The 24743-nt window shown below is 58.6% G+C and carries 26 protein-coding genes; 18 read left to right on the top strand and 8 right to left on the bottom strand.

Annotation, left to right across the window (positions count from 1 at the left end; translation table 11 throughout):
- Window positions 1-83: 83 nt before the first annotated feature.
- The 4 genes from BLQ41_RS18815 to BLQ41_RS18800 all read right to left on the bottom strand — a co-directional run bounded on the left by BLQ41_RS18815 (window position 84) and on the right by BLQ41_RS18800 (window position 4121).
- Entirely contained in the window at window positions 84-1673 is a 1590-nt protein-coding gene (locus BLQ41_RS18815) for a DHA2 family efflux MFS transporter permease subunit (protein WP_090183185.1), read from the bottom strand.
- A complete protein-coding gene (locus BLQ41_RS18810; protein ID WP_090183183.1) occupies window positions 1670-2767 on the bottom strand; it encodes an HlyD family secretion protein in 1098 nt (365 codons plus the stop codon). The genes BLQ41_RS18815 and BLQ41_RS18810 overlap by 4 nt, the downstream gene beginning before the upstream one ends.
- Window positions 2768-2863: 96 nt before the next feature.
- A complete protein-coding gene (locus BLQ41_RS18805; protein ID WP_090183182.1) occupies window positions 2864-3277 on the bottom strand; it encodes a cupin domain-containing protein in 414 nt (137 codons plus the stop codon).
- A gap of 82 nt (window positions 3278-3359) precedes the next feature.
- Window positions 3360-4121, bottom strand: coding sequence for an SDR family oxidoreductase (locus BLQ41_RS18800; protein ID WP_090183180.1), 762 nt, complete (start codon window positions 4119-4121; stop codon window positions 3360-3362).
- Window positions 4122-4378: 257 nt separating this feature from the next.
- On the opposite strand from BLQ41_RS18800, the gene BLQ41_RS18795 reads away from it, so the two are divergent.
- Window positions 4379-5974 carry a winged helix-turn-helix domain-containing tetratricopeptide repeat protein gene (locus BLQ41_RS18795; RefSeq protein WP_090183178.1) on the top strand — a complete coding sequence of 532 codons (1596 nt, stop codon included), beginning with the start codon at window positions 4379-4381 and terminating at the stop codon, window positions 5972-5974.
- Between the two features lie 43 nt (window positions 5975-6017).
- Here BLQ41_RS18795 and BLQ41_RS18790 read toward each other — a convergent pair whose 3' ends face one another.
- Window positions 6018-7193 carry a XylR family transcriptional regulator gene (locus BLQ41_RS18790; protein ID WP_090183176.1) on the bottom strand — a complete coding sequence of 392 codons (1176 nt, stop codon included), beginning with the start codon at window positions 7191-7193 and terminating at the stop codon, window positions 6018-6020.
- A 176-nt stretch (window positions 7194-7369) separates the two neighbouring features.
- Between BLQ41_RS18790 and xylA the strand changes: the two genes are divergently transcribed.
- The 4 genes from xylA (at window position 7370) to BLQ41_RS18770 (ending at window position 12633) form a co-directional block, all read left to right on the top strand.
- Window positions 7370-8686, top strand: coding sequence for a xylose isomerase (gene xylA / locus BLQ41_RS18785; RefSeq protein ID WP_090183175.1), 1317 nt, complete (start codon window positions 7370-7372; stop codon window positions 8684-8686).
- A 149-nt stretch (window positions 8687-8835) separates the two neighbouring features.
- Window positions 8836-9837: a D-xylose ABC transporter substrate-binding protein gene (gene xylF, locus BLQ41_RS18780; protein WP_090183173.1), complete on the top strand. Its 1002-nt coding sequence runs from the start codon at window positions 8836-8838 to the stop codon at window positions 9835-9837.
- A gap of 102 nt (window positions 9838-9939) precedes the next feature.
- A complete protein-coding gene (gene xylG, locus BLQ41_RS18775) occupies window positions 9940-11496 on the top strand; it encodes a D-xylose ABC transporter ATP-binding protein (RefSeq protein WP_090183171.1) in 1557 nt (518 codons plus the stop codon).
- Complete coding sequence (locus BLQ41_RS18770) at window positions 11497-12633, top strand: sugar ABC transporter permease (RefSeq protein ID WP_090183169.1); 1137 nt, start codon at window positions 11497-11499, stop codon at window positions 12631-12633.
- 186 nt (window positions 12634-12819) lie between these two features.
- On the opposite strand, the gene BLQ41_RS18765 is transcribed toward BLQ41_RS18770, so the two are convergent.
- Window positions 12820-13722 (bottom strand): LysR family transcriptional regulator, encoded by a 903-nt coding sequence (locus tag BLQ41_RS18765; RefSeq protein ID WP_090183167.1) that lies wholly within the window; start codon window positions 13720-13722, stop codon window positions 12820-12822.
- A gap of 140 nt (window positions 13723-13862) precedes the next feature.
- Here BLQ41_RS18765 and BLQ41_RS18760 point away from each other — a divergent pair, with 140 nt between their 5' ends.
- The 8 genes from BLQ41_RS18760 (at window position 13863) to BLQ41_RS18725 (ending at window position 21648) form a co-directional block, all read left to right on the top strand.
- Entirely contained in the window at window positions 13863-14480 is a 618-nt protein-coding gene (locus BLQ41_RS18760) for an FMN-dependent NADH-azoreductase (RefSeq protein WP_090183166.1), read from the top strand.
- Between the two features lie 220 nt (window positions 14481-14700).
- Window positions 14701-15141: a tryptophan-rich sensory protein TspO gene (gene tspO / locus BLQ41_RS18755; RefSeq protein WP_090183164.1), complete on the top strand. Its 441-nt coding sequence runs from the start codon at window positions 14701-14703 to the stop codon at window positions 15139-15141.
- 496 nt (window positions 15142-15637) lie between these two features.
- Window positions 15638-16489, top strand: a complete 852-nt coding sequence (locus BLQ41_RS18750; RefSeq protein ID WP_090183163.1) for a sugar phosphate isomerase/epimerase family protein — start codon at window positions 15638-15640, stop codon at window positions 16487-16489.
- Window positions 16490-16503: 14 nt separating this feature from the next.
- Window positions 16504-17574 (top strand): isopenicillin N synthase family dioxygenase, encoded by a 1071-nt coding sequence (locus BLQ41_RS18745; protein ID WP_090183161.1) that lies wholly within the window; start codon window positions 16504-16506, stop codon window positions 17572-17574.
- Between the two features lie 47 nt (window positions 17575-17621).
- Window positions 17622-18413 carry an ABC transporter substrate-binding protein gene (locus BLQ41_RS18740; RefSeq protein WP_090183160.1) on the top strand — a complete coding sequence of 264 codons (792 nt, stop codon included), beginning with the start codon at window positions 17622-17624 and terminating at the stop codon, window positions 18411-18413.
- A 64-nt stretch (window positions 18414-18477) separates the two neighbouring features.
- Complete coding sequence (locus tag BLQ41_RS18735; RefSeq protein WP_090183158.1) at window positions 18478-20025, top strand: amino acid ABC transporter permease/ATP-binding protein; 1548 nt, start codon at window positions 18478-18480, stop codon at window positions 20023-20025.
- Window positions 20026-20070: 45 nt separating this feature from the next.
- Complete coding sequence (locus BLQ41_RS18730) at window positions 20071-20859, top strand: SDR family oxidoreductase (RefSeq protein WP_090183156.1); 789 nt, start codon at window positions 20071-20073, stop codon at window positions 20857-20859.
- 48 nt (window positions 20860-20907) lie between these two features.
- Window positions 20908-21648 carry a Mut7-C RNAse domain-containing protein gene (locus BLQ41_RS18725; protein WP_090183155.1) on the top strand — a complete coding sequence of 247 codons (741 nt, stop codon included), beginning with the start codon at window positions 20908-20910 and terminating at the stop codon, window positions 21646-21648.
- A gap of 24 nt (window positions 21649-21672) precedes the next feature.
- Here BLQ41_RS18725 and BLQ41_RS18720 read toward each other — a convergent pair whose 3' ends face one another.
- Entirely contained in the window at window positions 21673-22389 is a 717-nt protein-coding gene (locus BLQ41_RS18720; protein ID WP_090183153.1) for a class I SAM-dependent methyltransferase, read from the bottom strand.
- 158 nt (window positions 22390-22547) lie between these two features.
- Between BLQ41_RS18720 and BLQ41_RS18715 the strand changes: the two genes are divergently transcribed.
- The 5 genes from BLQ41_RS18715 to BLQ41_RS18695 all read left to right on the top strand — a co-directional run bounded on the left by BLQ41_RS18715 (window position 22548) and on the right by BLQ41_RS18695 (window position 24466).
- Entirely contained in the window at window positions 22548-23000 is a 453-nt protein-coding gene (locus BLQ41_RS18715; RefSeq protein WP_090183152.1) for a thiol-disulfide oxidoreductase DCC family protein, read from the top strand.
- Window positions 22997-23374 carry a DoxX-like family protein gene (locus BLQ41_RS18710; RefSeq protein ID WP_090183150.1) on the top strand — a complete coding sequence of 126 codons (378 nt, stop codon included), beginning with the start codon at window positions 22997-22999 and terminating at the stop codon, window positions 23372-23374. The genes BLQ41_RS18715 and BLQ41_RS18710 overlap by 4 nt, the downstream gene beginning before the upstream one ends.
- Window positions 23375-23556: 182 nt before the next feature.
- Window positions 23557-23745, top strand: a complete 189-nt coding sequence (locus BLQ41_RS18705; protein WP_090183149.1) for a hypothetical protein — start codon at window positions 23557-23559, stop codon at window positions 23743-23745.
- Between the two features lie 134 nt (window positions 23746-23879).
- Entirely contained in the window at window positions 23880-24131 is a 252-nt protein-coding gene (locus BLQ41_RS18700) for a hypothetical protein (RefSeq protein ID WP_090183147.1), read from the top strand.
- Between the two features lie 104 nt (window positions 24132-24235).
- Window positions 24236-24466, top strand: coding sequence for a DUF6555 family protein (locus tag BLQ41_RS18695; protein ID WP_090183146.1), 231 nt, complete (start codon window positions 24236-24238; stop codon window positions 24464-24466).
- 17 nt (window positions 24467-24483) lie between these two features.
- Here the strand turns inward: BLQ41_RS18695 and BLQ41_RS18690 are convergent, their stop codons facing one another.
- Complete coding sequence (locus BLQ41_RS18690) at window positions 24484-24705, bottom strand: hypothetical protein (protein WP_090188659.1); 222 nt, start codon at window positions 24703-24705, stop codon at window positions 24484-24486.
- Between the last annotated feature and the right edge of the window lie 38 nt (window positions 24706-24743).

Below are 24743 nucleotides of genomic sequence, written 5' to 3'. Positions count from 1 at the left end.
CTTGAAGTCCGGAGCCCCCGAGGCACTACCCCCTGACGCGATGAACACCTTCATCCAAAGCCCGACGGCTCGTGTTACCTGTCTCATGCGCCAGTTTGCGCAGCGCGCGCTTTCGCATGTCGAGAGAGCCCCTGCTTGATGCCGACCAGCAAGGGGGCCGCGAAGACAAACAACAGGGCCACCGCGTAGAACGCGGTATCGAACGCAATCACCGTGGCCTGACCCGAAACAGCCTTGCCCAGCAGGCTGGTCGCTGCCCTGCCAGCGGCTACTTGGTCCATGCCCTTCCCCACCAGTATCTGCGTGGTGATCGTCAGATGCTCAATGAGCGCATTTCTCCCGGGGGTCACGTTAGCGCCGAGGGCCGCGACATTGATGACGATGTGATGGTCGATCAGGGTCTGCAGCCCGGCGACCCCCATTAAGCCTCCCAATTGACGCCCCGTATTGAACAGGCCGATGCCGCTGGCAAGGTTGCGACTGTTGAGGTCGCTGAAGGCAATCAGTGTGATCGACAGAAACAGGAAGCCAAGGCCCAGGCCGCGCAACAGGATCGCCGCCATCATGTCGTCGGTGCCGCTTTCGCTGGTGGAAGCGGACAGCATCCACATCGCACCCATGATCAGCAGAATGCCAACAGGCACTGTCGCAACCGGTGGAACGCGGCGGACTTTGATGAGAAAGGCAGCGATGAGCAGCGAGCCGACAAAAAAACCGCCACTGGGCAACAGCAGCAAGCCGGCATCGGTCGGGGTGAACGCAAGCACCGACAGGGCGAACGCCGGAATCAGAAACGCGCTGCCGAACAAGGCGGCACCGGCGACAAAACTGACGATAAAGGCGAAGGTAAAATCGCTCGATTTGAACACCGTGAAATCGAGCAACCCCTGACCTTTGGCTAAGACTTGCTGGCCGAGAAAGGCCAGCAAAGCGGCGGCGCCGAGCATCGTCAGCATCAGGATGCGAGGTTCCTCGAACCAGTCCCATCGGCTGCCCTGACTGAAAACGTAGGTGAAACAGAACAGGCTGACCGAGATCAGCGAAAAGCCGAGCCAGTCAAAGCGGCGCTGTCGGACCTTGGCAGGTATCGGGTGGTCTGCGATGAGCAAAAGGCCGGTCGCTGTCAGGGCCAGCGGCACCACGCTGAAGAAAATCCAGGTCCAGGACTGGCTGTCGATCAACCACCCTTGAAGGGCCGGGGCGATAGTCGCCGGCGCCACCACGGAGCCCATGGCAAACAGGGCTTGGAGAATCGGCTGAAGGGTACGCGACCAGGCACGAAAAACCATCGCCTGACCCGCTACCAGCAGGGTGCCGCCGGCGAAGCCTTGAATGATGCGAAGCGCGATCAGCAGGTCCAGCCGAGCGGTAATGGCGGCGATGCAGCATGCCAGGCCCATGGCCAGGGTTGAACCGATGATCAGGTTCCGCGCAGAAAAACGCTGCATCAGCCATGGGCCCATGATGAACCCGATCAGTTTGAACGCGGTGTAGCCGACATCCAGCCAGGCGAACTCATCAGGTGTCGCATAGGTGTCGCCGATGATATCGCCGCGACCGATCGATAGAACGGTGCCGGCGATCGCTTCCGTCAGCGTGGCCAGCATGATCGCCACAATCAGCAAGGCGCCAATCCTGGCCTTGCTCGGCGTGACGCTCGTAAAGTTGTTCATGAGCCTTTCCCTTGCCTCACCTCCACCCGCGCGGACAAGCCAGGCACGATGCGCCCCGGCAGTGGATTGTCGGCCAGACGGATCTTGACCGGAACCCGCTGCACGACACGGACAAAGTTTCCGGTCGCGTTGTCGGGCGGCAGCAAACTGAACGCCGCCCCACTCCCCGGTGCGAAGCTGTCGACCGCGCCTTGAAGTACCACGTCAGGGTAGCCATCGACCGTGATGCGCACGTGCTGACCGGTGCGGATATGTTCGAGCTGGGTTTCCTTGAAGTTCGCCACGACCCACACATCATTGACCGGGACGATATCGAGCAAGGAGACGCCCGGGGTCACGAACCGGCCGATACGAACCTGGCGATTTCCGACGACGCCCCCCACAGGCGCACGAACCACAGTGTGGTCGAGATCGATCTGGGCGAGATCGCGTGCAGCCTGTGCTTGCGACACGGCAGCCACGGCAGCCTCTCTCTCGGCCGCATAGACGGCGATGTGTTGCTGTTGCGCCTCAACCGTTGCCGAAGCGGCCGATACCGATGCCTCGGCCCTGGACCGCGCAGTGTCGGTTTCATCGACCAAGGCTTGGCTCACCGCGTTGCTGACGATCAGTTTGCGGCTGCGATCCTGGGTCTTGGTCGCCAGATTCATGTCGGCGGTGGCCGAACGCCTTTGGGCTTCGGCCTGCCGTATCAATGCACGCTGAAGCTGGGTCTGCGCATCGACATGGGCCAGGCGAGCCTGGGCCGCGCTGACATTAGCCGCCGCTTGCGCAAGCCTGGCGCGATAGTCGCGGTCATCGATACGGAACAGGACGTCACCCGCCTGGACGGTTTGGTTGTCCTTGACCTCTACCGCAGTGACGTAGCCGGCCACCTTGGCGGCGAGTGAGGTCACGTCTCCACGAACATAGGCGTTATCGGTCGAGGTTGAGCCGCTCGAAACAGCCATGGCCCCCCAGATAGCCAAGACCAGCACGGCGCCAACGCACAGCACTAGGCCGATTATTTTGCGCTTGTTTTGCCGAGCCACGACGGCGGAGGTCTCGGCGCTTGCACCGGAGGCAACGGCGGCCTTGTCCTGGAGCGAGATCATTTCTTCATTCCTGTTCAATGCCCTGCTCGACAGCAGTACCAGGGAGGCAGTGGCCTGCCGCCCGGCTGTCGAGCAATTATGAGCGCGTAGATCGGCTCACTTTTTGATAGGTGTGACGAGCGTTTTTTCGCCGGTGTCGAGGACGAACACGGCCAACAGGCGTGCAGGCTCGGTGTCGCTGGCATTGGCGCTGACTTCGTGCACGGAACCCGGTTCCTCTACGAAGTTTTCGCCGACGTGGTAGATCTTTTCCGGCTGGCCTTTGACCTTGATGCGAAACGCGCCCTCCAGGACCGTTGCGTAGATGAAGGCCGTTTTCGGATGGGTGTGGGACGGCGACGCGGCACCCGGCCCATATTCGACGACCACCCCCTTCATGCTCTTGCCAGGGATGTTGGGAATGGGACGGTCAAACACGACTGTCACCTTGCCGGGGGGCGGCTCGGCGGCCGACGCTGCGCTGATCGACAGTGCTGCGAAAGCAGCGGCCAAGAGAAGTCGGGTAACCATGGCAATACTCCTTCGTGGATAGGTGTTATGACGGCGCGCCCCATGACCGGGGCGGCGCCTTCCTGAGTTGTTCCTGGCAGACTCAGCGGCCTGCTTCGGCCATTGACTGGCTGAGCCAGTCTTCGAAACGGATCGCGCCCAGGCGCGGGTTCTTGCCGGGTGTCAGCGATTGATCGTCAAGCACGGCGCCGTAGTAGCGCGCGTGTACGTCCGGTACGACCTGGCGAGTATCCTGAGTAGCCCGCAGAAAGCGCCTGATCAGCTCGTCGATAGGCAGGGCCTCGGGCCCCGCGACTTCGACCGTGCCATTGAGCGGTGCTGCCAGCACGACGTCGGTGAGCGCCGCCACCACGTCGTCGGACGCCAACGGCTGGATCAGCGCCGGCGAAACGCACAGCTCGTCGCCGACGGCAAACGAATCGGCAATACCGCCGACAAATTCGAAGAACTGCGTGGCACGCAAGATGGAGTAAGGAACGCCGGAGGCCTTGATCAGGTTTTCCTGCGCGACCTTGGCCCGGAAATAGCCGTTCTCGGGAAGCCGTTCGCTCCCGACAATCGACAGGGCAACGTGATGGCGAACCCCGGCGGCGGCTTCGGCGGCCAGCAGGTTACGGCTCGACGTTTCGAAAAACTCGAGGACAGCCTGATCCTCCCACGACGGCGCGTTCGCCACGTCGACGACGATGTCAGCACCATCCATCGCCTGGGCCAAGCCCTCGCGGGTGATGCTGTTTACGCCCGTGCTGGGGCTGGCAGCGAGCACGTCATGGCCGCGCTCGCGGAGGTTCTTCACAAGTTTCGATCCAATGAGGCCGGAGCCTCCAATAACGACGATCTTCATGGGCTTTCTCCACGTGTCGACTGCAACCATTGCGTCGGTAGATGAAGATTGCCTGCGCGCATGAACGAAGTCCTTGTGCCTGCTGTGGGTTTCCCTCCACGAAAGCTTGGTTTTACGTCCAAAGAGGCCGCTGAACGACCTCGTCACTGCTGCGGACGGTGCGGCGTGATTAGCGCTGCCGTATCATTAATTTCAAATACCAATCGCCAGCCGCCTGGGACACGGAGTTGAGGGCGCGTCGTCAGGGGAACCTCACTTTGCCTTTCGTGTTTGAAGACTACGTGCTCGATGACAAGCGCCGGGAACTCACCTTGCGCGGGCAAGTCGTGGCCGTCGGGCCGCAGGTGTTCGATCTATTGCTGCTGTTCGTCAACAACCCCGATCGCGTCATCAGCAAAGACGACCTGCTCAAGGCAGTGTGGAACGGCCGGATCGTCTCGGAATCGACGATCACCAGCCACATTAATGCGGTGCGCAAGGCCATCGGCGATACCGGCGAGGAACAGCGCCTGGTGCGCACCGTCGCCCGCAAGGGCTACCGCTTCGTCGGCCAGATCAAGGTCGACGAGATCGGCGAAACGCAACAGCCTGACCGGCCTGACATCGACGAACGCGCGTCCACCGACCCGCATGAGATGCCCTCCTCGCTCGTCCTTCCGGACAAACCCTCGATTACCGTCTTGCCCTTCCAGAATTTGAGCGGCGATCCGGAGCAGGAGTATTTCGCTGACGGCATCGTGGAAGACATCATCGCTGCCCTGTCGCGTATCCGCTGGCTGTTCGTCATCTCGCGCAATTCGAGCTTCACTTACAAGGGCCGAACGGTGGACGCCAAGGGTGTCAGCCAGGAGCTGGGCGTTCGCTACGTGCTGGAAGGCAGCGTGCGCAAGTGCGGGAACAAGGTACGCATCACCGGGCAGCTCATCGACGCGACGAGCGGGACGCATATCTGGGCGGAGCGCTTCGAAGGCGCGCTCAACGATATCTTCGAGCTGCAGGATCAAATCACCCAAAGCGTCGTCGGTGCCATTGCGCCGCAACTCGAACGGGCAGAAATCGAACGCGCCAAACGCAAACCGACGGAGAGCCTGGACGCCTACGACTACTATCTGCGCGCAATGGCAAAGCTGCACAACGGCCCCCGGGAATCCCTCGACGAGGCGCTGCCGTTGTTCTACAAGGCCATCGAGCTCGATCCGGAATTTGCATCGGCCTATGGCATGGCAGCCTGGTGCTACTTTTGGCGCAAGCTCAATGGCTGGATGACCGATCGGACACTAGAGATCGCTGAAGGCGTACGGCTTGCGCGTCTGGCGGTGACGTTTGGCCGGGATGATGCGGTCGCGTTGACGCGAGGCGGACATGCATTGAGCCACCTCGCCGGCGAGGTTGACGGCGGCATTGCCTTGCTCGACAGGGCACGCCTGCTCAATCCCAACCTCGCCCCCGCCTGGTTCCTGGGCGGGATCCTGCGTGCACTGCGCGGTGAAACGGACGCCGCCATCGAGCATCTGACCCATGCCGTTCGCTTGAGTCCGCTGGATCCGGAAATGTTCAGGATGCAGGTCGGTATGGCGCTCGCGCATTTCTTCGCCGGGCGTTTCGATTCCACGACGCAATGGGCGGAAAAAGCGCTGGGCAACCTGCCCAGTTTCCTCGCTCCGGTGGCCCTGGTGGCGGCCAGTCACGCCCTCAGCGGACGGATGGATAAAGCGCAGTTGGCAATGCAGCGTCTACGCGAGCTGGATCCCTCGTTGCGCCTCTCCAACCTGAAAGACTGGCTGCCCATCCAAAGGCCCGAGGATTTCATGCGTTTCGCCGATGGACTGCGGTTGGCCGGGTTACCCGAATAAACGTGGGACGGCGCGCCGCTGATTGCATTAGCAATCCGCGTCTCTACCGGACGCCCTGCTGATATTCACGGGGCGTACATCCAAACTCTCGACGGAACACTGTGTGTAGATATTGTGCGGATTTGAAGCCGCAAACGCGGGCAACGTCCGCGATTGCTGAATCGGCATTCTCCAGCCCGCTGGTGGCGGCCGCCAGTTTGAAACGCAGAATCTCGTCGTGCACGCTGCAGCCTCGCACGGTGCGAAAGTGCGACTCCAGCGATGAGCGCGAAATGCCGACATAAGCCGCCACCTGCGCCGTCTTGATACCCTGGCAGGCATATTGGCGGATAAACAGCAGTGCTTGCATGACGTAGGGGTTGCCCAACGGTTGGTGCAAACTCGACACCTGCACGTTGATCGCATCAGGAGGGATCAGAATGTGCGTGCCAGTGGACGGCATGCCGTGCAGCATCTGGTGGAGCAGTTGGGCGGCGGTGCGGCCCATGGTTTCGGTGCCCTGAATGACGGAGCTTAACGGGACTCGGGTCAGGCTGCGTGTCAGGGGGTCGTTGTCGATGCCAATCAACGCCACCTGCTCCGGCACGGCAATTCCGGCAGTCAGGCAGGCTTGCAGCAACTGCCGGGCGCGGGCGTCACTGACGGCGATGATGCCAATGGGTTTGGGCAGTTTTTGCAGCCAGGCAATCAGTTGTTCGACAGCACTATCCCAAAGCGGTGCGCTGGTGCCCATGCCGCGATAGACCTCGGCATGCAAGCCGTCACGTTGCATCAGTCGTCGAAAGGATTTTTCACGTTCCTGAGCCCAACGATTAGCCTGCGCTTCAGGCAGGCTAAAGCAGGCAAAACGTTGCAACCCCGCTTCAATCAAGTGCTCGTAAGCCAGCGTGATCAGCGCGTTATTATCGGTAGCGACATACGGAATCCCTTTGGGATAGGCCCCCTCATCCTGATAAGACCCCCCCACCGCCACCACGGGCAACTTGATGTCGGCCAGCGCCTCGCCAATCAGTGGGTCGTCGAAATCGGCAATGATCCCATCGCCTTGCCAGCGCTCGATCCCTTTTAACCGACAGAGAAAATCCTCTTCCAGGAACAGGTCCCAGGACGCGCGGGTGCTGCTCAGGTAGTTGCCGATGCCGCTGATGATGCCGCGGTCATAGATCTTGCTCCCGTTGAACAACAGTGCGATGCGATGAACAGGCGGTACTGTTTTCATTGTTTTTATGCTTGTTCCGAAGCCCCTTGTCACGGAGGCGATTTACGCAGACTAGGCGCGCGGACGACAAATCTCAATACGCAAAATCGCACCCTGTGTTGGTGATTTTCATAATCAGCAGGCATGGAGCCGTTGTTAGTATCCAGACACCGCCAAAAACAAAAAGGACATTGCCAATGCTGTACTTCCCCGATGTCGACCACATTCGCTATGAAGGTCCTGCCAGCGATTCCCCCCTCGCCTTCCGCCACTACGACGCCGACAAAATCATCCTCGGCAAACCCATGCGCGAACACCTGCGCATGGCCGCCTGTTATTGGCACACCTTCGTCTGGCCGGGTTCTGATGTGTTCGGTGCAGGTACTTTCAAGCGCCCGTGGCAACGCGCCGGCGACCCGATGGAGCTGGCCATTGGCAAGGCGGCAGCCGCGTTCGAGTTCTTCTCCAAGTTGGGTATCGACTATTACTGCCTCCACGACACGGACGTCGCCCCGGAAGGCAATTCGCTGAAGGAGTACCGCAACCACTTCGCGCAAATGATTGATCACCTGGAGCGACATCAGGAAGAAAGCGGGATCAAGCTGCTGTGGGGCACCGCCAACTGCTTCAGTAATCCGCGCTTTGCCGCAGGCGCCGCCAGCAATCCAGACCCCGAAGTGTTCGCCTACGCCGCCGCACAGGTGTTCAGCGCCATGAACGCGACCCAACGCCTGAAAGGGTCCAACTACGTGTTGTGGGGCGGTCGCGAAGGTTACGAAACCCTCCTCAACACCGACTTGAAACATGAGCGCGAACAACTGGGCCGCTTCATGCGCATGGTAGTCGAGCACAAGCACAAGATCGGTTTCAAAGGCGACCTGCTGATCGAACCCAAACCGCAGGAACCGACCAAGCACCAATACGATTACGACAGCGCCACCGTTTTTGGCTTTCTCCAGCAGTTCGGCCTGGAAAAGGAGATCAAGGTGAACATCGAGGCCAACCACGCGACCCTGGCCGGTCATAGCTTTCATCACGAGATCGCAACGGCCGTCTCGCTGGGGATTTTCGGCAGCATCGACGCCAATCGCGGTGATCCGCAAAACGGCTGGGATACCGATCAGTTCCCCAACAGCGTCGAAGAAATGACCTTGGCCACCTATGAAATTCTCAAGGCCGGCGGGTTCAAGAATGGCGGATTCAACTTCGACTCCAAGGTTCGCCGCCAGAGCCTCAATGAGATGGATCTGTTCCATGGCCACGTTGGTGCAATGGACGTCCTCGCCCTGTCCCTGGAACGGGCAGCCGCCATGGTGCAGAACGATCAGCTTCAGCAATTCAAGGATCAACGCTACGCCGGCTGGCAGCAGCCGTTTGGGCAGGCAGTGCTGGCGGGTGAGTTCAACCTCCAGTCACTGGCCGAACACGCATTCGCCAACGAACTAAATCCACAAGCCGTCAGCGGCCGGCAGGAGATGCTCGAAAACGTCGTCAACCGGTTTATCTATCGCTGATCGCCAACGACGTCCGCAGACGCAATAACGCTGTGACATTCGCACGACAAATCTGTGTCCGCAGCGTCTGCCGATTCTCTAGAGTTCTACCAGCCCGATACTCATCGTCAGGCAGTGTCTTTCAAACAACAATAAAAGGACGCACCACCATGAAGAAAGTAAAACGCGCGCTATTGGCCGGAGCCCTGACTCTGCTGTCACTGCCGGTGATGGCCGATGCTGCCCACCCGAAAATCGGTTTCTCCATTGATGATCTGCGGCTGGAGCGCTGGTCACGTGACCGCGATTACTTCGTTGCGGCAGCGGAAAAAATGGACGCCAAGGTCTTCGTACAGTCGGCCGATGCCAATGAGCAAAAGCAGATTTCGCAAATCGAAAACCTCATTTCCCGTGGCGTCGATGTGATCGTCATCGTGCCGTTCAACGCTACAGTACTGACCAACGCAGTGGCAGAAGCGAAGAAAGCCGGAATCAAGGTCGTGTCCTATGATCGTCTGATCCTCAACGCCGATATCGACGCCTATATTTCCTTCGATAACGAAAAAGTCGGCGAGATGCAGGCCAGCGGTGTGCTGCACGCAGCACCCAAGGGCAATTACTTTCTGCTCGGCGGTGCGCCCACCGACAACAATGCAAAAGTCCTGCGTGAAGGTCAGATGAAAGTGCTGCAACCGGCCATCGACAAGGGGGATATCAAGATCGTCGGTCAACAGTGGGTGAAGGAATGGAACCCTACAGAAGCACTGAGCATTGTTGAAAACGCCTTGACCCGCAACGCCAACAAAATCGACGGCATCGTCGCCTCCAACGATGCCACGGCAGGCGGTGCCATCCAGGCACTGGCTGCTCAGCAACTGGCCGGCAAGGTGCCGATTTCGGGGCAGGACGCGGACCTCGCAGCGGTCAAGCGAGTGATCGCTGGCACTCAAACCATGACCGTGTACAAGCCGCTGAAACTCATCGCCTCCGAAGCCGCCAAGCTCTCGGTGCAACTGGCGCGTAACGAGAAACCCGCCTACAGCTCGCAGTACGACAACGGCAGCAAAAAAGTCGACACCATCCTGCTCACTCCGACTCCATTGACCAAGGACAACATCGACCTGCTGGAACAGGACGGGTTCTATACCAAAGCGCAGATCGCCGGACAGTGATCAGCGGCGCGTAACGTCTCAACGGCCCTCTGCAGGAGCGATAGGGGCGCCCCCTCGCTCCCGCAGTAGAAGCCTCATACCTGCCGCTTGTGAGTCTTAAAAATGTCCGACTATCTGCTGCAAATGAACGGTATCGTCAAAACCTTCGGCGGTGTCAAAGCGCTCAATGGCATCGACATCAAAGTCAGGTCGGGTGAGTGCGTCGGGCTGTGCGGCGAGAATGGCGCCGGCAAGTCCACGCTGATGAAGATCCTTTCCGCGGTGTACCCCCATGGCACCTGGGACGGCGAAATCCTCTGGGACGGCCAACCACTCAAGGCGCAATCGATCAGCGAAACGGAAGCCGCCGGTATCGTCATCATTCACCAGGAACTGACGCTGGTTCCCGACCTGTCGGTGGCCGAAAACATTTTCATGGGCCATGAACTGACGTTGCCCGGTGGACGCATGAATTACCCGGCGATGATCCACCGTGCCGAAGCGCTGATGCGTGAGCTGAAAGTACCGGACATGAATGTATCGCTGCCGGTTTCGCAGTACGGCGGCGGCTATCAGCAACTGGTGGAAATCGCCAAGGCACTGAACAAGCAAGCACGCCTGCTGATCCTCGACGAACCTTCATCGGCCCTGACCCGTTCGGAAATCGAGGTGTTGCTGGACATCATCCGCGACCTTAAGGCCAAAGGTGTTGCCTGTGTCTACATCTCCCACAAGCTCGATGAAGTCGCCGCCGTGTGCGACACCATTTCGGTGATCCGTGACGGCAAACACATCGCCACGACCGCCATGGCGGACATGGACATTCCACAGATCATCACTCAGATGGTCGGACGGGAAATGAGCAACCTCTACCCCACCGAGCCACACGAGATTGGCGAAGTGATTTTCGAGGCCCGCCACATCACCTGCTACGACGTCGACAGCCCCAAACGCAAACGGGTCGACGATATTTCATTCGTGCTCAAACGCGGGGAAATCCTCGGCATCGCCGGGCTGGTCGGTGCAGGCCGCACCGAACTGGTGACAGCGCTGTTCGGCGCCTACCCCGGTCGCCACGAAGGCGAAGTCTGGCTCGACGGCCAACTCATCGACACTCGCACGCCGCTCAAGTCAATCCGTGCCGGCCTGTGCCTGGTGCCCGAGGACCGCAAGCGCCAGGGCATCATTCCAGACCTGGGAGTCGGCCAGAACATCACCCTGGCGGTGCTGGACAGTTACTCGAAACTGACCCGCATCGATGCCGAAGCCGAACTGGGCAGCATCGATCGAGAAATTTCGCGCCTGCACCTCAAGACCGCGAGCCCGTTCCTGCCGATCACCAGCCTCTCTGGCGGCAATCAACAAAAAGCAGTATTGGCGAAGATGCTGCTGACCAAACCCCGAGTCTTGATTCTCGATGAGCCCACCCGAGGTGTGGATGTCGGCGCCAAATACGAGATCTACAAGTTGATGGGGGCGCTGGCGGCCGAAGGCGTGTCGATCATCATGGTGTCTTCGGAACTGGCCGAAGTGCTCGGCGTTTCCGACCGCGTTCTGGTGATCGGTGAAGGCCAGTTGCGTGGCGACTTCATCAACCATCAACTCACTCAGGAACAGGTGCTCGCCGCCGCACTCAGCCAGCCTGATCGTCACAATAATAATGATCGGAAATCAGCGTAAATGAATCAGGTCAAACAACTCTTCACCCGCTACAAGATGCTCGCGCTGGTGTTTGCCGTAGCGTTTATCTGGTTGTTCTTCAGTTGGCAGACCGAGGGTGGATTCCTGACACCGCGTAACCTCTCCAATCTGCTGCGGCAGATGTCCATTACCGGGATTCTCGCCTGCGGTATGGTGCTAGTCATCATCAGCGGCGAGATCGATTTGTCAGTCGGTTCATTGCTGGGCTTGCTCGGTGGCGTCGCGGCTATTCTCGACGTGATCTACCACATACCGCTGCTGGCGAACCTGAGCCTGGTCGCCTTGTGCGGACTGCTGATTGGCCTCGCCAACGGCTACATGGCCGCCTACCTGCGCATCCCTTCTTTCATCGTGGGGCTGGGGGGCATGCTGGCTTTCCGGGGCATTTTGCTGGGGATTACCGGCGGCACGACCATCGCCCCGGTGTCGCCACAGCTTGTCTACATCGGCCAGGGTTATTTGCCACACACGATCGGCACGGGCCTGGGCGTTTTGCTGTTTGCTCTGACATTGTTCCTGACCTGGAAACAACGGCGCAATCGCGCCCTTCACGGCCTGGCGGCACATTCGCTGGTACGTGACGTGTTGCGCGTGCTGTTGATCGGCGCGGTGTTGGCCGGCTTCGTCCAGACCCTTAACAGCTACGACGGTATTCCCGTGCCAGTCCTGCTTCTGCTTATTCTGCTGGGCGGGTTCAGCTACGTGACCAGTCAGACCGTCTTCGGTCGACGCGTTTATTCCGTCGGCAGCAACATGGAAGCCACGCGCCTGTCCGGTATCAATGTGCAGGCCGTGAAGTTGTGGATTTTCGGGATCATGGGCGTCATGTGCGCCCTCGCCGGCGTGGTCAACACCGCGCGCCTGGCTGCCGGTTCGCCCTCTGCCGGCAGCATGGGAGAACTCGACGCCATCGCCGCCTGTTTCATCGGCGGCACCTCAATGCGCGGCGGTTCCGGGACTGTCTACGGCGCCCTCCTCGGCGCGCTGGTCATCACGAGCCTGGATAACGGCATGTCGATGCTCGACGTCGACAGTTATTGGCAGATGATCGTCAAAGGCAGCATTCTGGTGTTGGCCGTGTGGGTGGATGTGAGCACCCGGACCGGACGACGCTGATCCGCTACGGATGAGGTCATCCTCGACCGAGATTGTGGTGAGAGGTGCCAGTCATTGTAACGGTCGTAACGTTGCCATCGATAGTAAGTGGCCGGAAGCGTTGGGGCGATGCAGTCCCATGACAACCAAGAGTGGCATGGCGGCCACCCGAGCTTCGGGAATCAACGCCGTGCGTTATGGAACTCATCACATGCACAAACGACGTGTCAGATCATCCAGTAGCCATCGTCCCGCTTTGCCTAAAGCGCGATCTTGCATATGCGCGGCGTAAATCGTCAGTGTGTCTGGTGTGCGCTGAAGCTCAGCGGTTAACTCAAGCGGCACGAGGCGTCCTGAAGCCAGATGATCCGCGATCAGATGCTCCGGCATTCGGCACCAACCGAACCCGGCGAGCAAAAAATCCAGCCGCCGTGCCAGATCTACGAACCGCCACTGGTGGCTGCCTGTCATCACCCCATAGCTGGGGCCTTCGGGAGCAACCGGATCGGAAAGTACCAGTTGCACAAAAGGCTTGAGGTCTGCACTTGTTGCCGGACGGTCTAACATGGCCAGCGGATGCCCACTGGCGACTACTGGCCTCAAGTCGACACTGAGCAGCGGCAATGCGATGACATCGTCGGGCACTGTCGGAATCAATGTGCAAAGCGCCAGCGCGGCATCGCCGTTGCGCAATCGGCGCTCTGCACCGCCCAAACCTTCTGTAGAAAAACTCACGGCCAGATGCGGAAAAGCCTCACGCAGAGCGCGCAGGCTTTCGATGAGCGGTGCGCTAGGGACTAAAGGGTCTATGGCGATAGCCAATTCGGGTTCAACCCCTGCTGCGGTACTTGCGGCCATTGCTTCAAACTGGGCAGCGCTTGCCAGCACTGCGCGCGCTTGAACCACCAGCACTCTTCCCACCTCAGTGAGCGTTGGACGATGGCCGCTGCGATCAAACAGCCTCACACCTTGAACTGACTCAAGGGTGGCAATCGACTGGCTAATGGCAGACTGAGCACGCCGCAGGTGACGTCCCGTTGCCGAGAAACTGCCTGTTTCAGCGATGGTGACAAGGATCCGCAACTGATCCAGGCTGAGATTTCCGATCATGACCCATCACTTAAACAGATGGACTCAATCATATTTACATCACTCCTGCGTAGAGATCGCATTGGGTAGAGTGTGTCCCACATCGCCCAGAGCGACAACGCAAAACATACCGCCGCGTCAAACGCGCAGGAGTTACTTCTATGTCCCGGCTTCTCACCATTGAAACCAGCCCACGTGGAGAGGCTTCAATCTCCCGGCAGCTCACTCGCCAATTTGTGGCCGCGTGGGAAACTGCACACCCTGAGGGCGTCGTCAAAATACGGGATCTAACGGACACTGCGCTTACGTTTGTGACGGCCCCCTGGCTACAGGCTTACTTCACCCCGCAGACCCAACATTCGCCTGAAATGAAAGCCACGTTGCAGCTATCCGATGAGCTGGTGGCCGAGTTGCTGGAAACCGATCACGTGGTTATTTCAACGCCGGTCTACAACTACAACGTCCCTGCGGCGCTCAAGGCGTGGGTGGATCACGTGGTACGTAAAGGCCTGACCTTAGGCTTTGATGGTAAAGGGCTGGTGACCGGTAAAAAGGCAACGGTGCTGATCGCCTCAGGCGGTGTGTACACCAACGACTCTCCGATTAGAGACCGTGACATTGCGACGCAATATTTGAAACTGATCCTGAACGTGCTGGGTATCACTGACGTCACCTTTATTGCGGCCGGCGGCGCTAAAGCTGTAGATCTCGGAGAAATCGGCATGCACGATTTTCTGGATACATTTGATCATCAAATTCAAAAGTCGCTGGTGGTTTAGCGCCGTATTCCTCCTGGTCACACGATTCTGCCCCCTCGACTTCGTTTGGTTAAACAGGCGTCCACTCTTGCGGCAACACCTGATCGATTGAATTTGCTCACGGTGAGCACAGAGATCCTTTCCTCCAAACCAAACTTTTCGCGTTCCAAGGCGTCATCTCTTAATACTGCCGACACGGCTTTATGACCCCCAGATAGCTGACATCAGCCAAGGACACGCGATGACCTTTTTTATTTTACTTCTGGCCTGCGCTGCGGCGGCAAGCACCGGCTTCCTGTTCAAACCGGGCCCATGGTACGAATCGCTCGCTAAACCGAGCTTTACACCACCCAACTGGATGTTTCCGGTCGCCTGGACTGTGATCTATCTGTTGCTGGCCTGGGCTGGATATCGGTTAACCCTGATACCTGGAAGCCAGGTGGTGCTGGCCTTATGGGCCGCGCAGATCGCGCTGAACACGCTGTGGACACCGGTGTTCTTCGGCGCGCACCACATTTTCGCCGGCATGGTGATCCTGATAGTGCTTTGGCTGGTGGTCGCGGCAATGGTGGTGATGGCGTTGCAGCTTGACGTGATCACGGGCTTGATCCTGTTTCCTTACCTGGCGTGGCTATGTGTAGCTGCGGCGTTGAATTTTTCCATCTTGTTCAAGAATCGCTGATGACGAACTTCTAAAGACGTCAAGAAGCCCCTTGGCCTGGAGTGGATTACAGCTCAAGTCGGCGCGGTGGGTCATTGAAGGGATGCTATTGGGGATGCCGCCAGGAGCCCCACCTCTTGGTGTATTCCGCCAACATGACGCTGGACAAACACAGCCTGTTTCCGTCTTTCAAAATAATGCCGTAACAGTGGCACCTCGCACTAATAGTCAACGTAAACACGTACTCGCCCGTAAAACCCCTCCTGGCAAGCGCGATAAGTAGCTAGCTATTTGTTGATGAAAGTCTGAAGTATTCATTTGAACTTTCAGATTCTTTCGCCACCCGCCCTGTGCCTAACATCGGCTCCACAGCGAACCCGCCCGGTATCGCTCAGTGGATCAGATTTGCGCAGAGATCCAGACCTGAAGTCCTCTGCCCCGCTGACCATTGATCGCTAAGTGGCTTGGCGCCGTCGAAGTGCTTTTGCAGTAGGCCCTGGATTTTTGAGGATCACCGATGAAGCTGGAAATTTTCCGCACGCTGTGGGGTTACACCGCTAGCAAGGCTCAGGCGCTTGAGGAGTTGCTGCAAGCGGGCTTTGATGGCATGGAAGCGCGCCTGCCACTGGACGCCCGTGAACGGGCCGAGTTTGGCGCCTTTCTCCAGGCCAATCGCCTGGGCTACATCAGCACCGTCTTCACCGCGTACGACGTGCTGCCGGACCAGTCGGCAACGCCGGCCGTGCACCTCAATGACCTGGATCAGAAACTGGCCTGGGCTGGCGAACTCGGCCCGCGTTTCGTCAACGTGCTGGCGGGCAACGACCGCTGGTCCTTGCCACAACAAGTGGAATTTTTCGGCCAGGCACTGGAACTGGGGCGCAAGCACGGACAGGTCTGCAGTTTCGAAACGCACCGCTCGCGTTCGCTGTTCAACCCTTGGGTGACCCTGGAGTTGATCCGGCAACTGCCTGATCTGCTGTTCACCAGTGACATCAGCCATTGGGTCGTGACCTGCGAGCGCCTGTTGAATGACCCGGCCGATGACCTGAGCGCTTTCGTCGAGCGGGTTCACCATATTCAGGCTCGTGTCGGCTACGACCAGGGCCCGCAGGTTCCGCATCCGGCGGCTCCCGAATACGCAAAAGAGCTGGCATTCCATCAACAGCATTGGGAAAGCATCTGGCAATCGCAGCAAGCTCGCGGTTACCAGGTCAGCACCCTGACCCCGGAATTCGGCGCGGACGGCTATCTGCACCATTTGCCCTTCACCAATGTCCCGGTCGCCGACCTGTGGTCATTGAACGTGTGGATGGGGCAGACCGAGCGCAAACACTTCGAGCGTTTCCACCACTCAAGCCATCCTTAGGGAGTCGATGCGTCATGCCTGACAACAAGAACAACAGCGCCAGCACTGACCCACAAAAAGCCAACTTCAATAGCATTCCGGTGGTCAACATCGCCGGTCTGTTCAGCGTGGAACTGGAACACCGTCTCGCCGTGGCCGAACAATTGGGGCGCGCCGCTAGCGAAGTCGGGTTCCTCTATATCACCGACCACGGTATCGACCCGCAACTGATCGCCAACCTGCGCCAGGCTGCCAAGGACTATTTCGACCAGCCCTTGGACACCAAGATGCAGCACTACATCGGCACCTCGCAAACCCACAAGGGCTTTGTGCCCGAAGGCGAAGAGGTCTATTCCAAAGGCAAGCCCGACCACAAGGAAGCCTTCGACGTCGGCTTCGAAGTCCCGGCCAATGACCCGCTGGTGCTGGCCAACACCCCGTTGCTGGGGCCCAACGACTGGCCACAGCTGCCAGGTTTCAAGCCGGCGGTGCAGGCCTACTACGAAGCGATCTTCGCCTTGGGCCGGCGCCTGTTCAGCGGCTTTGCCCTGACCCTGGGCCTGGAAGAAAACTACTTCGACAGCCTGGTCACCCGACCGCCGTCCAAGCTGCGCCTGATCCACTACCCCTTCGACGGTGCGGCCCATGACGCGCCGGGACTTGGCGCCCATACTGATTACGAGTGCTTCACCATTCTCCTGGCTGACAAACCCGGCCTTGAGGTGATGAACAACCTCGGACAATGGATCGATGCACCACCGATTGCCGATGCCTTTGTGGTCAACATCGGCGACATGCTGGAAGTGATGACCGCAGGCGCATTCGTTGCCACCGCGCACCGGGTACGCAGCGTGAAGGAGGAGCGTTACTCCTTCCCGCTGTTTTATGCCTGTGACTATCACACCCAGATCAAACCACTGCCCGGGTTCGCCCAGGCAGGCAACGACTACGAAGAGATCACGATCGGCGAACACATGTATGGCCAGGCGCTGCAGACCTATCAGTATCTGCGTCAAAGGGTGGCCAATGGGGAAGTTCAACTGCCAGGCAAGGCACGCAAGCCCGCCAGTTTCGGACATTTGAAAAATCAGGCTGAACCGTCCTGATTGAAGTTTTCAGCTACATCCCTTACCTACGCCGGAGTCAGTGAAAAATGAAAAACAAAAAAAATCTGTTGAGCTTGGCTGTATTGGCAGCCGGTATGCTCGGGGCCTCCGTGAGCATGGCTGCGACAGACACGTTCAAGGTCGGCATGGAAATCACTTACCCGCCTTTCGAGTCCTATGACAAGGACAAGAATGTGGTGGGTTCGGACCCTGAGCTGGCAACGGCATTGGCCAAGCACATGAACGCCAAGGTGGAGTTCGTCGACACCAAGTTCCCGAGCCTGATCCTGGGCTTGAACTCCGGCAAATACGACGCGGTCATTTCCGGCATGTACATCACGCCGGAGCGCCAGACTCAGGCCCAGACCATCGCCTATGCCAATACCGGTGCTGCGGTCATGGTGCCCAAGGGCAGCGAGATCAATGCGAAGAAACCTGAAGACCTGTGCGGCTTGAAACTGGGCCTGGAACAGGGCACTACCTGGGTCAAGGAATTCAGGAAGCTGTCCGATGACTACTGCGTGCCGAACAACAAAGGCGCGATCACCGTCAGCGAATATCCTTCGGCGCCCGAAGTGACCCAGGCCCTGTTGTCCAAGAACATTCAGGCCCAGGTTGAAATCGCCGGTGCCGCAAAAATGATCGCGGAAAAAACCAATGGACGCGTGGTGATTACCACCGATCACCCGATTTATCAGCAAACCCTGGGCATCTTCGTCAAGAAAGGTAACGACGAGACCTTCAAGGCCGTGCAAAAGGCCTTCGAGGAGAGCAAAAAGAGCGGTGAATACGCCGCTATTCTTAAAAAATATGGCTTGGAAGAACCGACTGCCAACTAAGAATCTGCCCTTATAGATTGGTCATCTGCCTCCCCGGCACCGGGGCGGCAGATCGAGGTGCCCCATGCAATTCGATTGGTCGTATTTTCTCTCCCTGTTCTCCCTGCCGGACTTCTGGAATGCCTGCATAACAGTCATCCAACTCAGTGCCCTGGCCTGGTTCATCGGCATGCTGCTGGGTTTCGTCCTGGCCACGGCCAAGCTGTCCCATTCGCCCCTGCTGCGCATTCCCGCAGCGGTCTACATCTGGTTCTTTCGCAGCATCCCGTTGCTGGTGCTGGTGGTGTTCGTCTACAACTTGCCGCAATTGTTTCCCGGCAGTGGACCGATTCTGTCCAACCCCTTCTACTCCGGCTTGCTGGCCCTGGTGGTCACCGAAGCGGCGTACATGGCGGAGATCCATCGTGGTGGTCTGATTTCCGTGGCCAAGGGCCAGAAAGAAGCCGGGCGCGCACTGGGCGTCGGCATGCTCGGCATGCAACGCTTGATCGTGATTCCCCAGGCATTTCGTATTTCGCTGCCCACCTTGATCAATGAATACATCACGGTGGTCAAGCTGACATCGCTGGTCTCGGTCATCTCCCTGACCGAAATCCTCACCGTCGGGCAACGCCTCTATGCCACTAACTTCCTGGTCATGGAAACCCTGGCGGCGGTAGGCGTGTACTACGTATTGATCGTCACTGTGTTTGGCTTCTTCCTGCAGCGTCTGGAGCGCTACCTGGACCTGAACTTCCGCAAGCCGCACACACTCGACGGGGCCGCCATCGCCAAGCTCAAGGCCTGTGCCGAAGCATTGCCCGACATCGCGCGCAAAGCCACCGGCAACAATGCGACGCCCATCCTGCAACTCAAGAACATCCAGAAGAGCTATGGAACGCACAAAGTGCTGTTGGGTATTGACCTGAATGTCCAATACGGCGAAGTGGTCTCGATCATCGGGCCATCCGGCTCTGGCAAAACGTCGCTGATCCGCACGGTCAACGGCCTGGAAAGTATCGATACGGGCGACATTCTGTTGTTTGGCGAAAAATTCATCGAAGCGTCGGACAAACCCAACAGCTCCCGCCTGCGCAAAGGTGTGCGACACATCGGTATGGTGTTCCAGAACTTCAACCTGTTCCCGCACCGCACCATTCTCGACAACGTTACGCTGGCACCGCGTTACCACGGCCAGCCGGGCGAGCTCAGTGAACATCGCGCTTATGCGCTTCTGGACAAGGTCGGCCTGCTGGCCCATGCCCACAAGTACCCGCACCAGCTTTCCGGCGGACAGCAACAGCGCGTGGCAATCGCCCGCGCCCTGGCCATGGAGCCGCAGATCATGCTGTTCGACGAGCCGACCTCGGCCCTCGACCCGGAACTGGTCAACGACGTGCTCAACGTGATCCGCGACCTGGCCAAAGAAGGCATGACCATGGTGATCGTGACCCACGAAATGGACTTTGCGATGTCGATTTCCGATCGGGTGATTTTCATGGAAAACGGCAATATTCAACTCGATGCCGCACCCGAAACCATACGCTGCGATGCCGAAGGAGAACGCGTGCGACGCTTTATGGGTATTGGTGTGCGAGCGCCAAACACGCCGGTCACAGCGGATCATGCATGAGCAGGCAACTCCTTTTATGAGCTTCGTTCTTTCAGGAAAACACGCATGAATCTTGGAATCGCAGGACGCTGGGCGCTGGTGTGCGCGGCCAGCAAAGGTCTGGGCAAAGCTTGCGCACAAGCACTCGTTCAAGAAGGCGTGAACGTGGTGCTCACGGCACGAGGCGAACAGACGCTGAATGAAACAGCCCGTCAGCTCAGAGCGATCAATCCTGAGGTGACGGTCATCGCCGTCGCCGGAGACATTTCGACGCCTGAGGGTCGGGCGGCAGCGCTCAACGCCCATGAGCATTTCGATATCTTGATCAACAACGCTGGCGGCCCTCCTCCCGGGGATTTTCGCGAATGGAACCGCGACGCCTGGCTCAAGGCGCTGGATGCCAACATGCTCACTCCGATCGAGTTGATCAAGGCAACCGTGGACGGTATGGCGGCTCGCGGATTTGGCCGAATCATCAACATCACCTCGAGTGCCGTGAAGTCCCCTATCGAAAGCCTGGGCCTGTCCAATGGCGCGCGCAGTGGTCTGACGGGATTTATCGCGGGGCTGGCCCGACAAGAAAACATTGCCAGTCGTAACGTGACGATCAACAACCTGCAACCGGGCTCCTTCGACACTGATCGACTGCGTGACAACCTGGTCGCCGCGGCCCAGGAGATGGGGCAAGACAGTGAGGCATTCCTCGACGAATGCCGCAGCGAAATCCCTGCCAAACGCTTCGGCACACCCGAGGAATTCGGAGCGCTGTGCGCCTTCGTTTGCAGCCGTCATGCAAGCTACCTGACCGGGCAGAACTTGCTGATCGATGGTGGAGCCATTCGCTCCAGCCAATAGTGACAGCAGGCGGGGCGGCTATTGAGCAGCCCTGCCATACTGTTGCGCATGACTCGTGCAACCTTCCGCTTCTACGAGGAGCTCAACGATTTCCTGCCGGCCGAACGGCGGCGGCAGTCATTCACCTGCGAGTGCGCGCGAGGGGCGACGGTCAAGCACATGATCGAGGCGCTCGGGATACCGCACACGGAGGTCGAACTGGTGTTGCTCAACGGCGAGTCGGTGGGCTTCGAACGGTTGATCTTCGACGGTGACCGGCTGGCGGTGTACCCCAAGTTCGAAGCGCTGGATATCAGCCCGTTGCTAAAGGTCCGCGCGCAACCGCTACGGGTGCTGCGCTTCGTTGCTGATGCACACCTGGGCGGACTGGCCAGCCTGCTGCGCATGAGCGGCTTCGACACTCTCTACGACAACGGCTTCGAGGATGGCCAGATCGCCGAGATCGCTGCCCGGCAAGGACGCATCGTGCTGACCCGCGATCGCGATCTGCTCAAGCGGCGCATCATCAGCCACGGCTGCTATGTGCATGCACTGAAACCGTCCCTGCAACTGCGCGAAATCTACGAGCGCCTCGACCTGGCGCGAAGCGCGCGACCATTCAGCCTGTGCCTTCATTGCAACCTGCCGCTGCACGAGATCAGCCCGGAACTGGCCCGAGCGCAAGTGCCACCGCGCGTTGGCGCCCTCTATTCGCACTTCCTGCGCTGCGACGCTTGCCAACGGATTTACTGGGAGGGCTCGCACTGGCGCGGCATGTGCGCACTGCTGGCTCCGCTACTGGGTCGATAGCCAGACATCAGCCGCCTGCGTTGCTCAAGCCACTTTGCACGTCAACCATGCCCCCCAGAAAAGGCTGCTGAAGAAACGGGTAGCGTCGCCAAATCCGGCGTCATGTAACAGCTTTTGAACCGCCGCTTCGGAGTGCGGAGGATCGGCGCCTTGAAGAATTTTCCCGAGCTTGGCCTTCACCTCGTCCGGGCTGGCGCCATGCTGCCGCCAACGCTGACCCCAAGCGGCCAGCAGTAACGGCTGGCTTGCATAAGCGTACTGATTGCCGGCGACAATCAGTGGCGCACCCGGCTTCAGATGAGCCCGAATGGATCGTAGAATTTGTCGCTTGGCGTCCTCCCCTTCCAAATGATGCAGCACGCCGATCAGGGTGGCTGCGTCGTATGATTCGTCTGCGGCCAAGTCTTCAACATGCCCTAGATGCAGGGCCGTTCGTTCAAGCAAGTTGTTGGCGTCCAGCTGCTGCTTCGCGGCCTCCAGCATCGGCTCGGATGGATCAACCGCGGTGAAGCGCCAACCCGGCTCAAGCCTGGCCATGGCGATAATTTCCTGCGCCGTACCACCAGCGCCCACCACCAGTATGTTCGCCGAGTCTGCAGGGCCAAGGCTTGCCGCCAGCATGCAGGCCGCCAAGTCCTGGCAGGCGTCGTATCCGGCGAGTGCAATACGGCTCTGCCGGCCGTACTCGTTGGCCCGGGAGGTATCAAATTTTTCAGCAGCGTTGCGAGAGGATGTTTTCAAGGCGGTTCTCCATGTCCTGAAATCAAGCTACGCCACGCGTTCAAATAATAAAAATTCATTAATTTTATGCGCCGTATTCCTGCAAGGAATGTATGGTTGAAACGCTTGGCCCCTATCGCTGTGAAAATTGATCAATCAGCTCCCAACGGACCCTCCCTATGCCAACGCGTCAAACCCGCCCCTCACCCGCTCCGTTACTCAAACAGGGTGAGACCGTTGTCCTGTTCGACGGCGTATGCAAGTTGTGCAATGGGTGGGCAAAGTTCCTGATCCGCCACGACCTTCAGCGACGTGTGCGGCTGGCCTCAGTGCAGTCACCCGAAGGTCAGGCGTTGCTGGCTTGGGCGGATTTACCCCTGGATCAATTCGATACCATGGCGGTGATCCGCGACCGGCATTACTGGACACGTTCCGATGCCTTCTTCGAAGTCGCCGCCCTGCTGCCCGGCCGTTGGCGTGCAGTGATGCTTTTGCGCGGCTGCCCGCGTTGGTTACGCGACTGGGCCTACGACCGTATTGCATTGAATCGGTATTGGCTCTTTGGAAAATACGACACATGCCTTCTACCCAATCCCGACCATGAAAACCGTTTCTTGAAAGCGCCAAGATGAGCGCCCTCAAACGCCTCCACTGGATCGCCCGAGGCAGCCTGGTTTTCATGTTTGCCTACCACGGCTTGGTGCCCAAGCTGCTGTGGCTGAGTCAAGGCGAGCGGACCATGATCCAGGCGCACGGCATCCCGCAGGTGGAGATGTTTGCCTACGCTGCGGGCGCTGCGGAGATTGGCCTGGCTCTGTGGTTATTACTGGCACGACGCTGTGCCTTGCCGCTGATCGTTGCGGCAACGGCGCTGGCCGGCCTGCTGCTGGATGTCGCAATTTTCAATCCAGCCATGCTCAGGGAGGCTTTCAATCCCGTCACCTTGAATGTGGCGGGATTGGCCCTGTGTGCGGTTGCCTGGAACACGAGGCTTGAGCAAAGGTGAATCAACGCTTTTGTCTGACGTAGATAGAGCCATTCCGTAGCGGCAGATCCTGGCGACACCCCTCTCAACCATACGCACCATTGCAGTGCAAATTCTTGGCAAAAATCTGTTTCCTCGACTAGGGTATCTACCGAACCCAAACTGCCTGATTCATTGGCGGTCGCCTGATCAAGGAGAGATAGATGACGTCCATTCATCAAGCCGAAAAAACCTATCGCACCTGGTCCAGCCCAATACTGCTTGAACTCAAGGCCCGAGAGCATCAGCTAGACCCTGTCGCGCGCCAGGCACTGCAAAATATCCTGATCGAGAGAAGGCTGATAAACAGCGGCAACCCTTCTGGCCCTGATCGGCGCCATACAACCCCCTGACAGCAGTCCACCGACGGGCATCAACCCGCCCATTTCTACGGGTGGCCTGTTCATCGGATACTTCAAGTGCACCCTTGCGGTAGTGGCAAGTAGCCGCTACACCGTTAAGGTGAATTCGGAAGGAGTACGTGAAGATGATTCCAAGATTCGCTGTTGTTCCTGCAATCCCCACGGAAACGGGATCGACGCGCAACGGATCGCGCTTCTACTGCAAAACTGCATCGATCGGATTCAACCTTTATGACAATGAAGAAAAGCGGCGGCTACCCACGCACTATGCGAGCCGGGAAGAGGCCGACAAAGAATGCGTGCAGCTCAACGACGAGTGCCTTCAACGCACGCTGGTTGAGCGCCCTGAAGTTACGTCGACAAAATATCGAGCATGACGGGATAAAAAAGATCGGGTTTTGAGGAAGCTGATAAAAGTCCGAAATCAGAGGGAACTGGCACTACGCCACTAATGTCGTAGTGGCAGCACCAGGAGAATCGGATGATCCGCCGTCGACATTTTCAAATTACTTACAGCCTCAAAAAGAGTCGTCATATTTTTGTTCAGCCCGACTCTCACATGACCGATGCCGACGCGTGGTATTACGCATGCCTTCACTCGGGAATCGGGCTTTCGTATGGGGAAAACCACGATCAGCAAAACGAAGACGCGCTTCGAGTCCACGCCCAGGCGTCAGGGTTGATGCAGGTCAATTGGGAGGAGTTGCCATAAAGACAGGCACGAACAACCTACGTGCCGCCGTCCACGCCTTCTATCGCTTTTGAAAATGCCGTCCCCGCTTGCCGCACCAACTCGCGCCATTCCGCGCTATTAATCAGCCCGGTGCGTTCCATCTCATCAGCAGCCTTGAGCAACTCGTCGTACTGTTCTTCGCAATCCATACGAAGTTGCGGCTCGTTCAAGAGTTTGTACCAGGTATCCAGGGCTTCTTTTTTCAAATCGTCGTTCATGGCCAAACTTCCAAGGACAGTCTTCTCTTGGAAGGTGC

Source organism: Pseudomonas arsenicoxydans (assembly GCF_900103875.1).
GTDB classification, from domain to species: domain Bacteria; phylum Pseudomonadota; class Gammaproteobacteria; order Pseudomonadales; family Pseudomonadaceae; genus Aquipseudomonas; species Aquipseudomonas arsenicoxydans.
Note: the sequence above shows the minus strand (reverse complement) of the source record. Positions and strands in the feature narration are given on the sequence as shown.